Here is a 19,453-nt window from a genome sequence, read left to right as displayed (position 1 = left end):
GCCTGTGGCTTTTTACAGCTCCGTTAAGGCTTAGAGGCGTTCAAAGATCGCCGCAATGCCTTGACCACCACCGATACACATCGTCACCAGTGCGTACCTGCCATTGGTACGTTGCAGTTCATACACCGCTTTAGTGGCAATGAATGCCCCCGAACAACCGACCGGATGACCCAAGGCAATCGCGCCACCGTTCGGGTTGGTTTTTTCCAGATCCAACTCCAACCCTTTCGCCACCGACAATGCTTGTGCCGCAAACGCTTCGTTAGATTCGATCACATCCATTTGATCCAGCTTCAAACCGGCTTTTTTCAGCGCCAGTTTCGAGGCAGGAATCGGGCCTTCACCCATGAGGTCATTCGGCACACCCGCCAATGCGTAAGACACCAAACGGGCAATCGGCTTGTGACCTGCATTCAGCGCTACATCTGCCGCTGCCAAGACGAAGAACGCCGCGCCATCATTGATACCCGACGCATTACCGGCTGTTACTGTGCCGTCTTTTTTGAAGGCAGGGCGCATTTTCGCCAATGATTCCAGCGTCGTGCTCGGTTTGAGGTGTTCATCCGTATCAAAAATCACCTCGCCTTTGCGGGTTTTCTTCACGATAGGCACGATTTGTGAGGCAAAACGACCGTCTGCTTGCGCCGCTGCGGCGCGACGTTGGGATTCCAGCGCGAAAGCATCTTGGTCTTCACGGCTGATATTCCACTTAGTCGCCAAGTTTTCCGCCGTAATCCCCATGTGACCCACGCCAAACGGGTCAGTCAGCACCGCCACCATGCTATCAAACGCGGTGGTATCGCCCATGCGTGCGCCAGAACGCAGCGCTGGCAGCATATAAGCGCCTTTGGACATCACTTCAACACCGCCGCCGATACCGTAATCGGCATCGCCCAACATAATGTTTTGCGCGGTCGTCACAATGCCCTGCAAACCCGATGAACACAGACGGCTCACTTGCATCGCCACCGATTCCATCGGCAAACCTGCCTGAATCGACGCAACGCGTGACACATACGCATAACGGGAATCGGTCGGGATGCAGTTCCCCACAGTAACGTAGCTAATTTCCTGAGGATCGACACCCGAACGTGCAATCGACTCCTTCATAACCACGCCCGCCAGTTCGCTGGCATCCATGTCTGCCAATGAACCACCAAAAGCACCAATCGCAGAACGCACTGCACTCAATACAACAACATCTCTACTCATAATAATTTTCTCCTCCGAAGTAAAAAAGACCAGCGCTAACTGCGATATAATGACTCATTTTTCTAAGAACCGAGCAAAACCATGAGCAGTCACCCACGTAATACCGCCTCTATCCTAATGGAGGCGCTGCCTTACATCCAGAAATATTCTGGTAAAACCATTGTTGTCAAATACGGCGGCAATGCCATGACTGAACCTGCCCTGCAACAAAGCTTCGCACGCGACATCGTGTTGTTGAAACAAGTTGGGATTAATCCGGTGGTTATCCACGGCGGCGGCCCGCAAATCGGCGATTTGCTCAAGAAAATCGGTAAGGAAAGCCATTTCGTCGATGGGATGCGCGTCACCGATGCCGAAACGATGGATGTGGTGCAAATGGTCTTAGGCGGTTTGGTCAACAAGCAAATCGTCAATATGATCAACCAAGCCGGTGGACGGGCGATTGGTTTGACCGGCAAAGACGGTAATATGATTATTGCCCGCAAACTAGAGCACGCCACGGTTGACCTAGGGCATGTCGGCGAAGTGACCGAAATTGATGCTAGCGTGGTAAAAATGCTGGAAGAAGACCGCTTTATCCCCGTCATCGCCCCGATTGGCGTTGGCAAAGATGGCACGAGTTACAATATCAACGCCGACATCGTGGCGGGTAAAATGGCAGAAGTGCTGAACGCGGAACGCTTGCTGCTACTGACTAATACACCGGGTGTACTCAATAAAGCAGGGACATTGTTGGAAGTATTAAGCCAACAAGACATTCAAGATTTAATCGCGGATGGCACGATTCAGGGCGGCATGTTGCCGAAACTGACGTGTGCCACCGATGCGATTGCCGCCGGAGCAAAAAGTGCCAGCATTATTGATGGTCGAGTGCCGCACGCAGTATTGCTGGAGCTTTTGACGGATCAGGGTGTCGGGACGATGGTGACGCGTTAAGCAGCTTGCTTAAACGTTCGCGGTCTTTTTCGTAACGCTGGCGAAGGCGCTCTTGCTCGGTCTGATTTTCCTGCAAGGCATAGTCGTAAGTCGCCAGCGTTTTCTCCGCCTCCAACACATAGCCATTGAGTTTTTCACGTTGCGCCGCGTTTTCAACATTGGGTGCTTGCGCTTGCACGGCGGCTAATTTACTGGCTAAAGAATCACGCCGCTCGGCAATCGACTGCGTATTCTTTGCCAAAACCGCTAACTTGCTCTGAAAGACGGCCTCTAACTCGGCAATATCGGTGTAATTTGCGAGTAGATGATTATCCTGCTCTTGCTGCTTGTTTTCTAAGGCATTGCGTAACTGTGCTAAGGTTTCTTGGCGTTTGCTAGCAGCGATTTCTGCTTCAGTGGGTGCAGATGGAAACGTTTTTAGTGTCATGCCTTGGGCATTGAGCTCACTATGACCGTGCTTTTCAACCGTGGCTGGCACGACATCGGAATAATGCACTACACCTGCGTCATCCACCCAACGGTATAAGCCTGCCTGTGCAACATTAGCCAGTAGCAGTAATGCAATCAATGTGATGTAGCGCATAAAAACCTCGTATCATCCTTATACGTAGATTTTTAGCATTTGCGGCGCGGAAAAGCGCGGGGGAAGCGGAAGAGCGGGGGTATTGTCACTACGAAACGCACACTGCCCCAACGTGGGGGCAGTGTGGTAGATTAAAATTTAACGAACCGTGTAGAAAGCATCGGGTACGCTGGAACGGATACGTCCCAGATTGGCTTTAGCTTCGCTTTCGCTGCTGAACGGGACGCGTACTTTGTAGAGACCGCCTATTTGCTCAACAATCGCGTTAAAGCCCATGGATTGCATCCGACTACGCATGGATTCAGCCGCACTGCTGCTTTGGCTTGCCACGACTTGTACCGCGTAAGAACCACCCGCTGTATTGGCATAAGAACCTGCCCCACCCGTGCTAGCACCACCCGGAGCGGTATAGTCGTAGTAGCTGCCAGACGTACCGCTAGTTGTACCGTAACCAGACGTTGTACCCGTGTAACCAGAGCCACCCGTTGCCGCACCGCCCGTACCATAATCATAGTAAGAGGCATTCGTCGTGCCGCCCGTATTGGCCGCTGTTCCAGTGCTGTTATAGCCGTAGTCAGCCCCGGTGGTAGTGCTACCGTAAGAACCAGCACCGTAATCACCACCCGTAGTTGCACCCGCTTGTGCATTCGTTGCAGGAGTCGGTGCGCAACCAGACATCAATACTGCCAGAGTCAGCACGGCAGCTCCCACTTTCAATTTGTTTGCCATAATATAAGCCCTAAGTGATTGTTGTTTTGATAGACAATGGTCTATTGCCAAAAGTTTCCCAGACAAGCACCATTCTCAAGAAAAATGTTCATAACCCCACCGTTGGTCTGGCAAGGTATAATCAATCTGCAAATTCTGTTGTTTAGCATCCACTTTTCCGATGACTGTAACCTGAATTTGCTGGGCTTCAGCCTGACTTTTCACATCCTCCCAGTGTGCTTTTGGCAACGTAAACAATAACTCATAGTCATCTCCGCCACTGAGCGCAAAGCCGAGACGTTGCGCCAAAGGCAGTTGTGCCAACGCCGAGGAAAGCGGCAGCAAGCCATGTTGTAACTGTGCGCCAACCCCTGAGGCTTTGAGCAAATGCCCAAGATCCGCCAGCAAACCATCTGAAATATCCATGCAAGCCGTCGCCCTGCCCCGCAACAGACTGGCGAGTGCCAAACGCGGTGTGGGGTAATTCAAGCGTTGCACACAAAACACCGCCGCCTCTGGCGATAAGACCAAACGCTGTTGCACCACCGCCAAACCTGCGGCTGCGTCACCCAATGTGCCAGAAACACAAATCAAATCGCCGGATTGCGCCCCACTACGCAACAGCGCTTTACCCGGTTCTGCCCAACCCATCACCTGAATCGTGATGCTCAACGCCCCCCGCGTAGTATCGCCGCCAATCAGGAAAATACCATGCTGCTCCGCCAATTCACGCACCCCTCGTGCAAATTCACTGACCCACGCGTTATCTGCCGTGGGCAACGATAATGCCAAGGTAAACCACGCTGGGGCGGCTCCCATCGCCGCCAAATCGCTCAGATTAACCGCCAATGACTTGTAACCAATCGCATGAGGTGGCGTTTCCAGCGGAAAATGAATTCCCGCATTGGACGTATCCACCGAAACCACCAACTCTTTACCCGACGCTATCCGCAAAACCGCTGCATCATCACCCACGCTAATCCGCACGTCATCCGGCACGGGTTGCCACAAAAATATTCGCGGATTAGATCAAATTCCGACATACTACTGCCCGTTAATCGCTAAATAATAAACTCTGGCAGATTTCAACAAACCCAGCCAGATGTTTTATGCTAAATGCTACCAATGGAATAGCTCTTGCTATACATTATTCTTGCTGGAGCATAAATGGATACAAGTTCACAACAAAAGATTGGGTATTTGCACATTATTGGGCTGGTTTTACTGACTGTATTCATCTCTGTCAGTGTAACATTTTGGGTGCTTCAATATTTTCTATTCCCCAAGCCTTTCAAACCCGTGGCGCTGGATGCACAGGAAAATGCTGTGCTGGAACGCAAACTTCAGCAAATCGGTTTACCCTCGGTAGCGGATTTAACCCCCGAACCGTATACCGAAGTCGGTGCACCGCGTGAAATTTCGTTGTCTGAGAAAGAGCTGAATGCCTTGCTGGCAAAAAATACGACTATGGCGGAAACGGCAGTCATCGACCTTGCCGATAACCTTGCTAGTGCCAAAATTCTGCTGCCACTTGACTCCGAATTCCCGTTTATCGGCGGCAAAACGCTCAAAGTGAATGCGGGCATGGAATTGGCTTACGCCAACAACAACCCCATTATCAAGCTCAAAGGCGTAAGCGTTTGGGGTGTACCCGTGCCCAACGCATGGCTGGGCAACTTGAAAAACGTAGATCTGGTCAACGAATTTGGTGGCAATGCCGGTTTCTGGCAATCCTTCGCTGCTGGTGTCGAAGACATCCACGTTGAAGAAGGGCATTTGCTCATTAAGCTCAAGGAATAGCCCCTACAGCACCGTGCCGCCGCGTGTGGTCGGGTCATACGCCAGTGTCATGCCAGACGTGGTATCCGCCACAAATTGTGCCAACACCGCCTCCGCTTCAGCCCAATACGGCTGTTGCTGAGCATGTTGCAACGGCGTGAAATGGCGGCTGTACAAGCGCGACAAGCGTGCTTGCGCTGCCGGATCGCGATAATCCGCCAAGGCTTCCACCACCGATACGGCTGCCGCACGGTTATTGCACATCAACAATTGATCACAACCTGCCGCCAACGCTACTTTGGCTCGCCCCACAAAATCGCCTGCAGCTGCTGCCGCCGCCATATCCAAGGCATCGCTAAAAATTGCACCCTGAAAGCCCATTTGCCCGCGCAAAATGCCTCGCAACCAGCGCGGTGAAAACCCTGCGGGCGCATCATCCACGCACGGATACACGACGTGCGAGGGCATCACCGCCTCCAGCCCTTGTGCAATCAAATGCCCGAATGGGGCAATGTCTTCCACCCACAACGTTTCCCAGCTACGCTCATCACACGGTAAGGCTTCGTGCGAATCTGCCGTAACACCACCATGACCGGGAAAATGCTTGCCGACCGACACCATGCCTGCCAAACGTGCACCCTGCATCCACGCCCCTGTCAACGTCATCACTGTTTGCGTGTCTTGCCCAAAGGCACGATCACCAATCACCCGACTTAACCCGCGATCAATATCCAACACAGGCGCAAAGCTAAAATCCACGCCCACCGCTTGCAATTCAGATGCCATCAACCAGCCCATGCGTTGCGCCGCGTGCTTGGCAACGTCCGGTGAGTGTTGGTACAACGCCGCGTAATACCCCGCTGGCGGCAAACGATGGAAACCTTCCCGAAACCGTTGTACCCGCCCGCCTTCCTGATCCACCGCCACCAGCAAATGTGGCTCACGCACCGCACGAATCGCCGCTGTCAATGCCGCCAATTGCGCCGGATTCTGGTAATTACGCGCAAACAAGATCACGCCCCCCACGGCGGGATGTTGCAACAATTCACGGTCTGCGGTACTCAATTCCGTACCGGCTACATCCAGCATGACTGGCCCCAATGACATCAGGCTTGCTCCTTCTATTGGCTATTGAATCTGCGCCGCATCCTGTAACAACTGACGCACCAGTGCAACCGCTTCGGCAAGATTTTCGCCCCATGTTATAAAACCATCCTCATGCCCCAGCATCACAATCGTATTACGCGGCGGTGGCGTATCTCGCAACAAGGTTTGCATCGCCTGCGCCATTTGCGGCGTGCCGTAGGGAATATCTGTCGCCGTACACGTCAATCCCAATGCCTGCGCTTGCTGCCAAAGCTGGGGATGATGCCCGTGAATAATGGCGTGAGCCGTCGGCAGACACTGGTAAATCGCCGCATGGGTCATGGCTTCCGACGACGGTTTCCGCGTCCCAACCGCCTGTAACCAATGGCGCTGGACATCGTAAGCAAGCACTTGCGCATAGTGTTGTGCGGTCAAGGCTGGCAAATGCCCCGTTTGCGTCCCCGTAATCACAAACGCGCCTGTTGATTCACGCTCCACCGTGCGCACACTGACATTGCCGTAACCCAAACCGCCGTACCGCTGATCATCCTGCCCGACCACACCCCATTGCCACAACAAACTACGGCTGTGATTGAGCGCATCAAAATCGGGGCAATCCACTCCTGCGTCACTCGCAATGTATGACAAGGTAAATTTAATAACGCCTTCGGCTTCTGGCGGGTGCATACGCTTTCCTGTTTTGTGATACTTTCGGGATTATGCAAGTAAACATCCAAACCTTACACCACAGCGAAGACGAATTCGGCACAATCACCGTGCTGGATGATGGCGAATGCCGCATTCTCGCCTTCGCCCCCAACGACGAACAAAGCCGTTGCCTGAAAGCTACCCCGCACGTTTTGCAATACGAATACACCCAAGCGATGTTGCTGGTATTGCTGTTTTGCCAACCCAAGCGCGTGCTGATTCTGGGCTTAGGCGGCGGCAGCTTAGTCACCGCTTTGCATCGCCACATTCCCGGCATTCACATCACCGCCGTGGAATTACGCGCCACCGTCATCGACATCGCCCACCGCTTTTTCCAAATGCCGCGCAGCAAACGCCTGCAAATTATCCAGCAAGATGCCGACGACTTTCTGAGTAACGCAGAATTACGCAAGGTTGACGTAGTATTCGCCGATCTGTACCACGGCGATGGTGTCGATCAAGTGCAATTACGTGCCGATTTTGTCGCCCGCTGTGCTGCCAATCTCAAGGAAGACGGCTGGCTGGTGCTGAATTGCTGGACAGAACACCGCGAAGACCCGTTGTTACGCGATGCTTTACGTGCACACTTTACCGACATTCGCACCGTGCTGACGGGCAGCAAAAACTGGGTGATCCTCGCGGGCAAAGTGCCTGACTTTCAAACAACCCGTGCCTTGAAAGACACCGCCGAACACCTCACCGCGTCCCTAGGGTTTCCGCTCATGCGTGCTTTGATGCGCTCGCGGGCACTAGGCGAATAGCCTGTGTTATAGTGCTTCCTACCCACTTAATCGGAAAAAACCATGCGCAAACTGCCACGCTTGTTCCTCGCTCTCTGTTTAACCTACGCCCCGTTTGCCCTTGCCGAAACCGTGTTGAAGCGCGGCAATGGCACTGAACCGGAAACGCTGGATATTCACCAATCCTCCGGCGTGTCTGAGGCGAATATTCAACGCGATATGTTTGAAGGCTTAGTCACAGAAGATGCGTTTGGCAAGCTGCAACCCGGTGTGGCAGAAAAATGGGAAATCAGCAACGACGGTAAGCGCTACACCTTCCACTTGCGCAAAGACAGCCAATGGTCAGATGGCACGGCGTTGACGGCTGACGATTTTGTGTACGCCTACCAGCGGGCGCTTGCTCCAGAAACGGCTTCGGACTACGCCTTCATCCTCTGGCCAATTGCAGGCGCAGAAGCCTTTAACAAAGGCGAGCAGAAAGACCCCACCAGCATTGGCGTAAAAGCCCTTGACCCGCAAACCTTGGAAATCACCCTCAAAGCGCCCACCTCCTATTTTCTTGGCATGTTAATGCACCCGATGGCGTTTCCCGTTCCCAAACAAGCACTGGAAAAAGCGGGCAAGGATTGGATCAAACCCGAAAGCATCCGCTGTAACGGCGCGTACTGCCTAAGCGAATGGACACCGCAAGCCCACGTCAAGTTGGTAAAAAACCCGCATTACCGGCGTGCCGCTGAAGTAAAAATCGACAGCGTGTATTACATTCCTACCGAAGATCAGAACAGCGAACTCAAACGCTACCGTGCTGGGGAAATCGACATTACTTACGACGTACCGTCTGATCAGATTAAAACGGTGGCACAAGATTTCCCCGCTGAATTCCGCAGTACGCCGTACATTGGCACGTACTATTACGCCCTCAATCTGGAAAATCCGGCATTCAAGGGAAATCCCAAAGTGCGCCGCGCCCTCTCGCTGGCGTTAGATCGCGACATTCTCACCGAAAAAATTACCCAAGCGGGCGAAATTCCTGCGTGGGGTTGGGTTCCACCCGTCGACCATTACACCCAGCAAAACATGGAAGAAAAGGCGCTGGATAAAGCTGCCCGCACCAAACTGGCGCAATCGCTGTACGCCGAAAGTGGCTACGGTGCTGACAAACCGCTGGAGCTGGAAGTGCTCTACAATACCAGCGACAACAATAAAAAACTCGCGATTGCGGTCGCGGCGATGTGGAAACAAACCTTAGGCGTAAAAACCAACCTGCGCAATGAAGAATGGAAAGTCTACCTCAGCTCGCGCAAGCAAAAGCAGTTCCAAGTGGTGCGTTCCAGTTGGATTGGCGATTATAACGACGCACACACCTTCCTCAGCCTGTTCAAGTCCGATGTCGGCGAAATGAACACCTCCGGTTACAAAAATCCCGAATTCGACCGTTTAATGGCAGAAGCGGAAACGCAAACTGACGCCAAAAAGCGTCAAGAGGCAATGGAACAAGCCGAACGCATCCTACTTGCCGATACGCCAATCATCCCGATTTACTACAACACCACGCAACACTTGGTTAGCCCCCAAATTAGCGGCTGGGAAAATAACGTGATGGATGTTCATCCCAGCCAATACTTGAGCGTGAAAGAGTGAAATAACTTCCCAAAATAGAAATTACCCGTAAAATCCCACTAAAATAATGCTTTATTTCAAGAAAAGCGCAGCACCACAAAAAATCTAAAGATTATTATCCAAGGAGACACACACTAATGTCTGACAACAAAACGGCTGCGGATGCACAAGCTAGCATCAATGCGCTAGGCTTTGCCTCCGTGGCAAAAGAGATGCAGGAAAATTTCAAGCAAGTTGAAGAAATCATGTCGGGTTTCAACAAATCCAACGAGCACATGAATCTTGACCCCTTCAACCTGAAAACGGCTTACAGCGATTGGATGGAAGCGGTTGTCAAAAATCCCGAAAAGGTCATCGAAACCAATCTGGCTTTCTGGCAGAAATCAATGGAACTGACGCAACTTGCCATGCAAAGTTTCATGAGCGGGCAACCCAGTGAGAAACTGGTCGAACCTGCCAAATCCGACCGCCGTTTCAGCCATGCAGACTGGAACGACAAACCGGCTTTCGACGTGATCAAACAATCCTACCTGCTAGTATCAGATTGGACACGCAAACTGGTTGCTTCGGCAGAAGGGTTGGATGAACGCACCGCTGAACGCGTCAAGTTCTTCACCGAACGCGGGCTGGATGCGATGTCACCCACCAATTTCGCTCTGACCAATCCGGCAGTACTGGAAAAAATTCGCGAGACCAAAGGTGCAAATCTGGTACACGGTCTGAAAAACATGCTGGAAGATTTGGAAGCGGGTAAAGGTCAATTACGCATTCGCATGACCGATACCAACGCATTTAAACTAGGGGAAAATGTCGCAGCAACACCGGGCAAAGTGCTATTCCAAAACAATATGTTCCAATTGATTCAGTACACACCCAGTACTGAAAAAGTCCTGAAGCGTCCGTTACTGATCGTACCACCGTGGATCAACAAATTTTACATCCTCGACTTGCAACCGAAAAACTCCATGCTGAAATGGTTGGTCGATCAAGGTCACACCGTCAACGTGATTTCATGGGTCAACCCCGATGAAACCTATGCTGACACCGGCTTTGACGATTACCTGCACGCGGTCATCAAGGCGATGGATGTGGTGGAATACGAAACAGGCGAAGCTGAGATGAACCTGATCGGCTATTGCATCGGCGGCACTTTGCTGTCGTCCACCCTTGCGTACTTGAAAGCCAAAGGTGATCAGCGCGTCAAAAGTGCTACGTTCTTCACCACCATGCTGGACTTCGCTGAACCGGGCGAGTTGGGTCTGTTCATCGACGAAGCGCAAATCAGCGCACTCGAAACGCAAATGAACGCGCAAGGCTACTTAGACGGCAGCACCATGTCAGGCGCATTCAATTTATTGCGTGCCAATGACTTGATCTGGTCGTTCTACGTCAATAACTACCTGCTGGGTAATGACCCACGTCCGTTTGACTTGCTGTATTGGAACTCCGATTCCACGCGGATGCCTGCCAAAATGCACTCGTGGTATTTGCGTAACCTCTACAAAGACAACAAACTGTGCCAGCCTAAAGCGCTAAGCGTGGACGGTGTGGAACTGGATTTGGGCACAATTGACGTACCTGCTTGCTTCATCTCAACGATTGAAGACCACATTGCGCCATGGAAATCCACGTACTCCGGCGCACGCTTGTTTGGTGGGGATGTACGCTTCATCCTCGGTGGTTCTGGGCATATTGCGGGCATTATTAACCCGCCAGCCGCCAACAAATACAACTACCGCATCAGCAATGAGTTGCCGGAAAATCCAGACGCATGGTTAGCGAATACTCAAGCCACCAGTGGTTCTTGGTGGCCAGAATGGGATAGTTGGGTACGTGCGCTGGCTAACAATGAACAGGTGGATGCACGTCACCCCGGCGCGGGCAAACTGGCAGCGATTGAAAATGCACCGGGTACTTACGTCAAATCCCGTCTGGGCGAATCCACACCAGTGCTGGAAACCACCGTGCTACCGGAAGCTGCACCGGAAGTGGCTGCACCAGAAACGCTTGCCCCTGCTATCGTGGTAGAAGCCACACCAGAAGCTACACCCGTGATTACTGAGGCAACGCCAGACGCTACACCATTAGTCATGGAAGCTGAAGCCACGCCAGTCGCTGCTACACCTAAGGCAAAGAAAGCACCTGCTAAAAAGCCTACCAAACCGAAAAAAGTCTAGCACCCGCTAGGGGGCAACCGTCATGGGTTGCCCCTACTGAGGGGCTTTACGCCACATAAACACGATCCAATAAAACGCCGCTGCCACCAAAACAAAACTGATCAGGCTCGCCACCGGATCAATCCTATTAGCCATGAACAGCGACGGCGCAGGCAACGCCGAATTAGCGTAATTCATAATCAGCACCGCAAAAAGATTGTTCGCGGCATGAGCGCCAATCGCCAATTCTAGCGAATTGCTTTTCACAGTAATGAAGGCTAAAAACAGTCCCATCAATAAATACAGCAACGGCATTAAGTACATATTCTCACCCATTTCTGGATTAGTGAGATGCGCTGCCATAAACAACAGCGAAGACCCTAGCACTGGAATCGCCGCATAGCGCGTCCACAAGCCCATGCCTTGCATTAAGTAACCTCGGAACAAGATTTCTTCCGCCGCCGCCTGCAAGGGCGTCACTAACAACGCAATCGGCAAAAAGATCAAGAATTGCTTGGGATCAAACATTACTTGATATTCCCCCGGTTTGAAGGCGGCCTCTACCAGCGTTGCGCCCGCAATCAGCATAAAAAAGACGGCAAAGCCTTCCAAGATACGCTTCCAACTGATCATGGCTAAGGTGGTTATGACGCTGGTGAACGTTCGCTTGTGTACAAACCGCACCGCTAAGAACACCCCTAACAACATCGCCAACAGCGTAAAATTGATACCCAAATACGGCCAGAGATTATCGACCCCACTGAATTGCAACGTTGTTAAATCCACATTGGTGTTCGGATCACCATCTTCAATCAAGAATAACACCATCATTAATAACGGAATTCCGCCTAGCAATTGCCAGAAAACCACAATCAGTACCATGCCAAGTACATAACGCAACCAGTGATTTCTGCCGAGACCGGCAAGTGCTAAATAAGAGGTATCCATTATTTTCCTTAATTATGTAAAACGGGTCATACATATTTATCTGAGTGTAGCGCATATTTTGAATTGCACACATATTCATCGACAATCATCATCAAGACGAATTGACACAGAAAAACGATAAAGAGACCTTATCTTAAGGAGGAACAGACTTGCAACAGAGCGAGGCGGGATTCAGCCAGACGGTAATAAACGCGGTTAGCCACGCGGTGAGAGGACAATAAACCCTTATCGCGCATCAAGCCTAAATGCTGCGAGATATTACTTTGAGTTGTGCCCACGCGCTCGACAATCTCATGCACTGTCATTTCATTGCTTTGCAATAAGCACATGATTTTTAAACGTAATGGATGAGAAGCAGCTTTGAGGGAACGGCTCGCCAGTTCGATGTCGGCTTCTTGTATCGGTACACCGTTAACGGTGATGTTATGATGTTGATCGTGCATGTTTAACCCTACCTAGGTTAGTTCCAGAAGTATGACTAGCGGGTCAAATAAAGTTAATTAGCATATTATAATACTCTGAAGTGTATGAGCTTTCAGGCAGTTTGTCACCTTTAATTCAGGAAAAATAACATTTCGTATGTTGCAGTATGTCATCAAACGCTTGCTGGGTGCGCTGCCCACCTTGCTCGTGATCATTACACTAGCGTTCTTTTTAATCAGGCTTGCCCCCGGAGGCCCTTTTGATACAGAACGCCCGATGCCACCGGAAATCGCTGCCAATATGGAACGCGCTTACCACCTCGACCAGCCCTTGCCGATACAGTACGGCTATTATCTGCTCAACGTGGTGCAGGGGGATTTTGGCCCCTCGTTCAAGTACAAAGATCACAGCGTTAGCGGGTTAATTGCGCAAGGTTTTCCAGTATCCCTGCAATTGGGACTATTCGCGATGATGTTGGCATTGCTGATCGGGATTCCGGCGGGAATGCTGGCAGCCTTACATCAAAATCGCCCGTTGGATCATGCAGTCATGGCGATTGCGATGACGGGGATTACTGTGCCCAATTTTGTGATGGCACCGCTGCTTGCGTTGGTGTTTGGGGTGTTTTTGCATTGGCTACCCGTGGCGGGTTGGGATGCAGGTTGGAAATCAGCGGTGTTACCCGTGATTGCGTTGGCCTTGCCACAAATCGCGTATGCAGCACGGCTGATGCGTGCCAGTATGCTGGAAACGCTGTCCAGCCCGCATATCCGCACGGCATTTGCGAAAGGCTTGCCGTTGCCGTTGATCTTACGGCGGCATGTATTGAAAGCGGCGTTGCTGCCCATTATTTCGTGGCTAGGGCCTGCAACGGCGGCAATTATTACTGGCTCGGTGGTGATTGAGCAGATTTTTGGAATTCCAGGCATCGGGCGGCATTTTGTGCAAGGTGCGTTGAATCGCGATTACACGCTGGTCATGGGTGTGGTGGTGTTTTACGGCGCGTTGATTATTTTGATGAATTTGTTGGTGGATGTGATTTACGGGCTGTTAGACCCAAGGGTTAGCTATGAATAGTTTGTGGGGCAAAGCGTGGCGACGGTTGTTACGCAATAAAATGGCGGTTGGCAGTGCGTTGGTATTGCTGGCAATCACCGTGCTGTGTGTACTAGGGCCATTATTCAGCCCGCATCCTTACGATGAAATTTACTGGGACGCAATGGGCATACCACCAGATGCGGCACAAGGTTTCTGGTTCGGCACGGATGCGAATGGGCGCGATTTATTCGTGCGCACTTTGATGGGCGGACAGATTTCTCTGATGGTCGGGTTGGCAGCTACTTCGGTGAGTTTGTTGATCGGCGTCTTGTATGGCGCAACCGCTGGGTATCTAGGTGGGCGCACTGATGCTTTCATGATGCGTTTCGTGGATGTGTTGTATGCCCTGCCCTTTATGTTTTTCGTAATTTTATTGATGGTATATTTCGGACGCAGCATTTTTCTGATCTTCGTAGCGATTGGTGCGGTGGAATGGCTGACGATGGCGCGGATTGTGCGCGGGCAAGCCTTATCGTTGAAAGGACGCAGCTTTGTAGAAGCAGCACAGGTCAGCGGGGTGCGTCATTTCGGGATTATTCGCCGTCATATTGTGCCGAATACGCTGGGGTCGGTGATTGTGTATGCGACGTTGACCGTGCCTCAGGTGATTTTGTTTGAGTCATTCCTGAGCTTTTTGGGGCTGGGTGTGCAAGAACCGCTGACCAGTTGGGGCGTGCTGATTGCAGAAGGGGCTGCGCAAATGGAAACTGCGCCGTGGATGTTGCTGTTCCCCGCCGGATTTTTAGCAGTCACGTTATTTTGCCTCAACTTTTTAGGCGATGGCTTACGGGATGCGTTAGACCCGAAAAGTATATAATATTTACCCTATTACCCCACAAGGACTGCCCCGTGCTACTTTATCCCGCCAGTACTCAAAGCCTACTTGACGAAGCGACGACCTTTACCGGACGTGGTTTCGACATTGTGTTTGATGCCAATTCCCCCGTGGATTCCAGCGTGCGCATGGGTGGACGCGAAGGGCGTGACCATCATGAAATTGTGCTGCGCCAACCGGGTGATGAAAACAACTACCTGATCGCGTGGCAAGCGGCATTCGTGCTGCATCAGTACCGTACACCCGAAACCGAACGCACCAATTTGCAACCGAATGCGGCTTACCTTGCCAGCGTCAAAAATGAACTACTGTCGATGCACCCCAGCATTCCCCTGTCACAACGCGAAGCCTTCACCGATCACGTCATCGGCGGTGTCTTGACGCAATTACGCTCTGTACCCGTTGGGCTACTGATTGATATTCAGCTACACCGCGAATACGCAGAACTGCACGCTGTCCAGCAAAAATCGCTGACCCAGCAAGTCGTGGAACACATCGCTTGCTTGCAACTGACCCCAGAGATGTTTCCACGTACTTTGGTGCGAGCCAATCAGGTCATGAATGCGGCACAAGCGCTGCTGGTCGCGGAATTATTCGACATGCAGGGTTTGTTCGATCCGTACCGCACGGTGGGCATGGAAGCCGCTGCCGCCCTATTGCTTGAGCCATGTATGCAGCAGATTTTCGACGGCACGACTGACCGCGCCTTGATTGACTCGTGGGCTAGGAATCTGGGGATGGAGAAGTGGTATCGGTGGGTTTAACGCCCCGCCACCTCGGCTTGGTGATCCGCTTCCGGTAGTGTCGTTTGCGGCACTTCCTGCGGCTGCTCAAACACTGGCGGCATTTGCCCCAAATCGACACCCACCAAATCCTTGGTAATGTCGCTACCGGTCACGCCCGCTAATGCCCCAATCAGGCGAGCGCGAGTGTAATGTTTAACTTTGCCTTCCAGACTTTCGCACAAGCTATTCGCCAGCAAAAAGCGTTGCGTCACTTCCAACCGCCCCTGAAACAACGTGAGTTGTGACAGCGTTTTGCCGTACAGGAAAAAATTCACCCCAGCAATGAATTGCACCATCGCCCCACCAATCACGCTGATCAGCGCCACATCCCCTTGCTGGCTCACCATAAATCCAATCGCAGCGAGGAAAAACAATAAGCCGATTACGCTAGCAATCAATGCCCAACGAAAACTGCGCCCCGCCTGCGATAACGACAAATCATAGAAGCGCGACAGCAATTCAATTTGCGAGGCAGCAATTTCCTTCACGTCACCACTCGCCGCTTCGGTCAAGCGTTTTAACGCCGGTTCTGTCACCCCCGAAATCGCTTCTTGACGCATATTTAAAAATGCACCCAAGCCACTTTGTCGATCATCAGTATTCATGTTATTACGCCCCACAGGTTATGATGATCTGATTATAGCCTAGTGGACACCAACATTCCGTGATGCCGTTATTATCCATCCAAGCCCTGCACGTCGCTTTTCACACCCCCGAAGGTCAGGTAGAAGCCGTGCGTGGTGTGGACTTGCAGCTAGCCGCTGGCGAAACCCTCGCCGTCGTGGGCGAATCCGGTGCAGGCAAAAGCCAATTATTCCACGCGGTGATGGGTTTATTGCCACGCAATGCCCACACCAGCGGTTCGGTACAATTCGCGGGTACGGAATTACTGAAACAAGCACCGCACGTACTCAACCAGTTTCGCGGCAAACGTATGGCGATGATTTTCCAAGACCCGATGACGGCATTGAACCCGTTACTCACCATCGGGCGACAACTCACCGAAGTGCTGGAAGTGCATCAAGGCATGAGCAGCCAAACCGCACAAAGCCGCACTATCGCCATGCTAGAACAGGTACGTATTCCCGATGCGCCGCGCCGTTTACACAGTTACCCGCACGAATTATCGGGGGGAATGCGCCAACGCGTCATGATTGCAATGGCATTGCTGTGTGAACCGGCGCTCTTGATTGCGGATGAGCCGACCACTGCCTTAGACGTGACCGTGCAATCGGAAATCATGGCGTTATTGAACGTTATTCGCGCTGAACGCGACATGGCAGTGGTGCTGATTACGCATGACCTGCCACTCGCGGGTGGTTTGTGTGATCGCGTGGCAGTGATGCGGCATGGCAATATCGTGGAAATGGGGGAAATGCTGCGTATTTTCCAGCAACCACAACACCCGTACACACGAGAATTATTACAAGCAGCACGGCACTGAACATTTCACACCCATAACAGTCTGATACTAGGGCGATAACATCAGGCATAACAACAGGGGAACACTCTATGCGCTTATTCCATCACACCGTGTTAGCAGGGCTGCTAGCAATGGTCAGTTTATTACCAGCGTGCAGTTACGCCGCAGGCAAACCCACACCAGCGCCAGCGAATACTTTCGCCACACTGTGGCAACCGGGCTGGGCATGTGGACAAGCAACGCGGGTGAATCCCGATTTTGTGCGTCATTTAGCCAACAGTCATACCTTGCAGGGCTATGCTTTAAACGGTGTGCCGCTGCCTATTTTGCTGGGGCAAAATCCTGAGCAATCGGGCGCAATCTTATTCGCCAAGCATGACGGTATCTGGCAGGCGTACCCGATTGCCGATGGCAGCGTGGTATTAGCCGCATACAGCACATCGGCTTTCAACCGCATCACATTGTTTGCCACAGGCGGGCGCGAAGGGCTGGGCAATGATTACCTCGTGCTGCAAGGCAAAAATCAGCTCAGTGAGTTTGGTTGTGCAACCGTGCATTTTCCCGCCGAATTAGATCGCCCCGATTGGAGCAACCGCTACCCCGGTTTGCACGATTTTAATATGGATACGCAAGGACGCGGCACGCTGATTACCGCTGCCAATGTCCCTGCTGGCAATGCCGAAGTGAAACACTGGTATCAATACGCCACCAACGACTGGGGACGCAGTTGGAGCGAAGCACGTAATCTGAAAGCTAAGCCAGCGGATAAACAAGGGATTTTCCACCCGCTGCAAGAAACACCGCCGTCACCGTGGCTACTAAATAGCTTGTTAAACCTGCACTAACAAACCGTGGCGAGCAAAGACCGTCAGCAAGTGCTTAACGTTCTTGCTGATTTCGGCTTCCAAACCTTTACCCGTCGCTTGTGCTTGTTTACCACTGGGAATCGTGACGTTTCCGACGCTGACTTCGGCGCACAAATACGCCACCAACGCCGACACGGTACGACTGCCATCTAATTCACGCAGCAAGCGGCTGGAAAAACGGTCCAAACTCAACGCCTGATGACGAATACTGGCAACACTTTCCCAACCTTGCTCGGCTTGTAAACGCGCCAAGGCATTCGCTTGCGGACGCTCGGACACCGTTGGACGTTGCAAACAAGGAGACAAATGCCCATAAACACCGCGATAACTGTACAGACTGAATAACTCGCTCACGAATTCGCTACGAGCTTGCGCAAAGGCTTTGCCACCCGCTTGTGCCACGCGGGCAGCGGCATGGGCATACAATTCGTCAAAATTCGGGGTGTACGGGTGTACTTCCTGCAAATACAGCAATGCCGCCTTGCTTAAGGGGTGTACCACATTCAACTCCGTATTATCGGGAGTCAAAAAAATCACTGGCTTGAGGTTATTGAGGTTTTCTTTGCCCTTGAGTCGCAGGTTTGCGCTGTAAAAAAACGTAGTAAACACATCCACATCCACCGCTCGTTCCAACGGCACATCCGCACGGCACAATACGCTCTTGCGGAATGCCCGCATCTGCACAAAATCCATCCACTGTTCATGCTCTAAGGGGTCATCAATATCCGCCAAAGCCGTTTGTGCAGGCGTACTCAAGGTGGTATCAAACAAGGTATACAAATCGGTTTCACACACATACTGCAAGTCATGCCGTTGCGCATCCGCCAAAAACTCACTGAACAGAAACGCGTTGTTTTCACCCGCCAAATATTCGTGCAACAAATAGCTGGGGTGCGAACCAAGCAAATAGGTGATTTCTTTTTGCACGTAATGCTGGCTATCTGCTGCTGCACCTTGCAAGGCGTGTTGCAAACGTTCCAACGCTGCTATCGCGGTGCGGTATTTCGCTTCAGCACCAGCAACGTCGCGGGTCGCGTGTAGCAATAAATCGCGCAAACTGCCGCGCATTCGCCAACCGGGCAACAAATTGTAACTGATGTAAGCCAGCCCATGCGGGGTCAAACACTGTCGCGCCAGTTGCAGGATTTTTTCACGAACGACCATCGGCACCCACGAATACACCCCATGCGCAATGATGTAATCAAATTGCCCAATGTCCGCCGCTTGCAGCGCAAGGATGTCGCCTACGTCGAGCCGGATATTAGTCAAGTTCAAGGCACTCACCACTTGCTGACCAATGCTAACTTGTGGTGCAGAAAGCTCTACCCCGACAAATTCGCTGTGCGGTAAATGCCACGCCATCGGAATGAGATTTCCGCCAGTGGCAGAACCGAGTTCCAGCACCCGACAGTGTTGCGGTGAGGTGGTTTGGATGCCAAACAAACGCCCTAAGGCAGCCAGATTACTGGGATGGGTTTCAGGAAAAGGATTGGTTTCGTAAGTCAGTTCGTCGTAAAAATCGACCATGAACGTGGATTCCCAGTGTC

At 51.9% G+C, this 19,453-nt stretch carries 20 protein-coding genes; 10 read left to right on the top strand and 10 right to left on the bottom strand.

Going from position 1 to position 19,453, the window contains the following annotated elements:
- Positions 1–30 precede the first annotated feature (30 nt).
- Positions 31–1,212, bottom strand: a complete 1,182-nt coding sequence (locus J1836_RS19025; RefSeq protein WP_207252684.1) for an acetyl-CoA C-acyltransferase family protein — start codon at positions 1,210–1,212, stop codon at positions 31–33.
- Between the two features lie 81 nt (positions 1,213–1,293).
- Between J1836_RS19025 and argB the strand changes: the two genes are divergently transcribed.
- Positions 1,294–2,148: an acetylglutamate kinase gene (gene argB, locus J1836_RS19020; RefSeq protein WP_207252683.1), complete on the top strand. Its 855-nt coding sequence runs from the start codon at positions 1,294–1,296 to the stop codon at positions 2,146–2,148.
- Here argB and J1836_RS19015 read toward each other — a convergent pair.
- The 3 genes from J1836_RS19015 to thiL form a co-directional block, all read right to left on the bottom strand.
- The gene (locus J1836_RS19015; RefSeq protein ID WP_207252682.1) at positions 2,069–2,731 is read right to left on the bottom strand and encodes a DUF4124 domain-containing protein; all 663 of its coding nucleotides are present in this window, start codon (positions 2,729–2,731) and stop codon (positions 2,069–2,071) included. The two genes, argB and J1836_RS19015, sit on opposite strands and share 80 nt — an antisense overlap.
- 138 nt (positions 2,732–2,869) lie before the next feature.
- Positions 2,870–3,460, bottom strand: coding sequence for an SPOR domain-containing protein (locus J1836_RS19010; RefSeq protein WP_207252681.1), 591 nt, complete (start codon positions 3,458–3,460; stop codon positions 2,870–2,872).
- 75 nt (positions 3,461–3,535) lie between these two features.
- Positions 3,536–4,450, bottom strand: coding sequence for a thiamine-phosphate kinase (gene thiL / locus J1836_RS19005; protein WP_242632922.1), 915 nt, complete (start codon positions 4,448–4,450; stop codon positions 3,536–3,538).
- Positions 4,451–4,606: 156 nt separating this feature from the next.
- Here thiL and J1836_RS19000 point away from each other — a divergent pair, with 156 nt between their 5' ends.
- Positions 4,607–5,239 (top strand): arginine N-succinyltransferase, encoded by a 633-nt coding sequence (locus J1836_RS19000; protein WP_207252680.1) that lies wholly within the window; start codon positions 4,607–4,609, stop codon positions 5,237–5,239.
- A 3-nt stretch (positions 5,240–5,242) separates the two neighbouring features.
- On the opposite strand, the gene nagZ is transcribed toward J1836_RS19000, so the two are convergent.
- The gene (gene nagZ / locus J1836_RS18995; protein WP_207252679.1) at positions 5,243–6,325 is read right to left on the bottom strand and encodes a beta-N-acetylhexosaminidase; all 1,083 of its coding nucleotides are present in this window, start codon (positions 6,323–6,325) and stop codon (positions 5,243–5,245) included.
- A gap of 21 nt (positions 6,326–6,346) precedes the next feature.
- Positions 6,347–6,991 (bottom strand): class II aldolase/adducin family protein, encoded by a 645-nt coding sequence (locus J1836_RS18990; protein ID WP_207252678.1) that lies wholly within the window; start codon positions 6,989–6,991, stop codon positions 6,347–6,349.
- Positions 6,992–7,023: 32 nt separating this feature from the next.
- On the opposite strand from J1836_RS18990, the gene J1836_RS18985 reads away from it, so the two are divergent.
- The 3 genes from J1836_RS18985 (at position 7,024) to J1836_RS18975 (ending at position 11,549) form a co-directional block, all read left to right on the top strand.
- On the top strand, positions 7,024–7,773 hold the full coding sequence (locus tag J1836_RS18985) for a spermidine synthase (RefSeq protein WP_207252676.1): 750 nt from the start codon (positions 7,024–7,026) through the stop codon (positions 7,771–7,773).
- Between the two features lie 42 nt (positions 7,774–7,815).
- The gene (locus J1836_RS18980; protein WP_207252675.1) at positions 7,816–9,393 is read left to right on the top strand and encodes a peptide ABC transporter substrate-binding protein; all 1,578 of its coding nucleotides are present in this window, start codon (positions 7,816–7,818) and stop codon (positions 9,391–9,393) included.
- Positions 9,394–9,509: 116 nt separating this feature from the next.
- Positions 9,510–11,549, top strand: a complete 2,040-nt coding sequence (locus J1836_RS18975) for a PHA/PHB synthase family protein (protein WP_207252673.1) — start codon at positions 9,510–9,512, stop codon at positions 11,547–11,549.
- Between the two features lie 33 nt (positions 11,550–11,582).
- Here J1836_RS18975 and J1836_RS18970 read toward each other — a convergent pair whose 3' ends face one another.
- Positions 11,583–12,476 (bottom strand): CPBP family intramembrane glutamic endopeptidase, encoded by an 894-nt coding sequence (locus tag J1836_RS18970; RefSeq protein ID WP_207252672.1) that lies wholly within the window; start codon positions 12,474–12,476, stop codon positions 11,583–11,585.
- 128 nt (positions 12,477–12,604) lie between these two features.
- Entirely contained in the window at positions 12,605–12,919 is a 315-nt protein-coding gene (locus tag J1836_RS18965; protein WP_207252671.1) for an ArsR/SmtB family transcription factor, read from the bottom strand.
- Positions 12,920–13,055: 136 nt separating this feature from the next.
- Between J1836_RS18965 and oppB the strand changes: the two genes are divergently transcribed.
- Genes oppB through J1836_RS18950 form a run of 3 tightly spaced genes read left to right on the top strand, consistent with a single transcriptional unit; the run spans position 13,056 to position 15,596 of the window.
- Positions 13,056–13,976, top strand: a complete 921-nt coding sequence (gene oppB, locus J1836_RS18960; RefSeq protein ID WP_207252670.1) for an oligopeptide ABC transporter permease OppB — start codon at positions 13,056–13,058, stop codon at positions 13,974–13,976.
- A complete protein-coding gene (locus J1836_RS18955; RefSeq protein ID WP_207252669.1) occupies positions 13,969–14,814 on the top strand; it encodes an ABC transporter permease subunit in 846 nt (281 codons plus the stop codon). Before oppB ends, J1836_RS18955 begins: the two co-directional genes overlap by 8 nt.
- A 32-nt stretch (positions 14,815–14,846) precedes the next feature.
- Positions 14,847–15,596, top strand: coding sequence for a hypothetical protein (locus J1836_RS18950; RefSeq protein WP_207252668.1), 750 nt, complete (start codon positions 14,847–14,849; stop codon positions 15,594–15,596).
- On the opposite strand, the gene J1836_RS18945 is transcribed toward J1836_RS18950, so the two are convergent.
- Entirely contained in the window at positions 15,593–16,222 is a 630-nt protein-coding gene (locus tag J1836_RS18945; RefSeq protein ID WP_207252667.1) for a TRADD-N-associated membrane domain-containing protein, read from the bottom strand. The two genes, J1836_RS18950 and J1836_RS18945, sit on opposite strands and share 4 nt — an antisense overlap.
- A gap of 62 nt (positions 16,223–16,284) precedes the next feature.
- Between J1836_RS18945 and J1836_RS18940 the strand changes: the two genes are divergently transcribed.
- Positions 16,285–17,061: an ATP-binding cassette domain-containing protein gene (locus J1836_RS18940; protein ID WP_207252666.1), complete on the top strand. Its 777-nt coding sequence runs from the start codon at positions 16,285–16,287 to the stop codon at positions 17,059–17,061.
- Positions 17,062–17,129: 68 nt separating this feature from the next.
- On the top strand, positions 17,130–17,885 hold the full coding sequence (locus tag J1836_RS18935; protein ID WP_207252664.1) for a hypothetical protein: 756 nt from the start codon (positions 17,130–17,132) through the stop codon (positions 17,883–17,885).
- Here the strand turns inward: J1836_RS18935 and J1836_RS18930 are convergent.
- A complete protein-coding gene (locus J1836_RS18930) occupies positions 17,871–19,433 on the bottom strand; it encodes a methyltransferase regulatory domain-containing protein (protein WP_207252662.1) in 1,563 nt (520 codons plus the stop codon). The two genes, J1836_RS18935 and J1836_RS18930, sit on opposite strands and share 15 nt — an antisense overlap.
- Positions 19,434–19,453: the final 20 nt, after the last annotated feature.

The organism is Thiothrix fructosivorans (assembly GCF_017349355.1).
GTDB lineage: Bacteria > Pseudomonadota > Gammaproteobacteria > Thiotrichales > Thiotrichaceae > Thiothrix > Thiothrix fructosivorans.
Note: the sequence above shows the minus strand (reverse complement) of the source record. Positions and strands in the feature narration are given on the sequence as shown.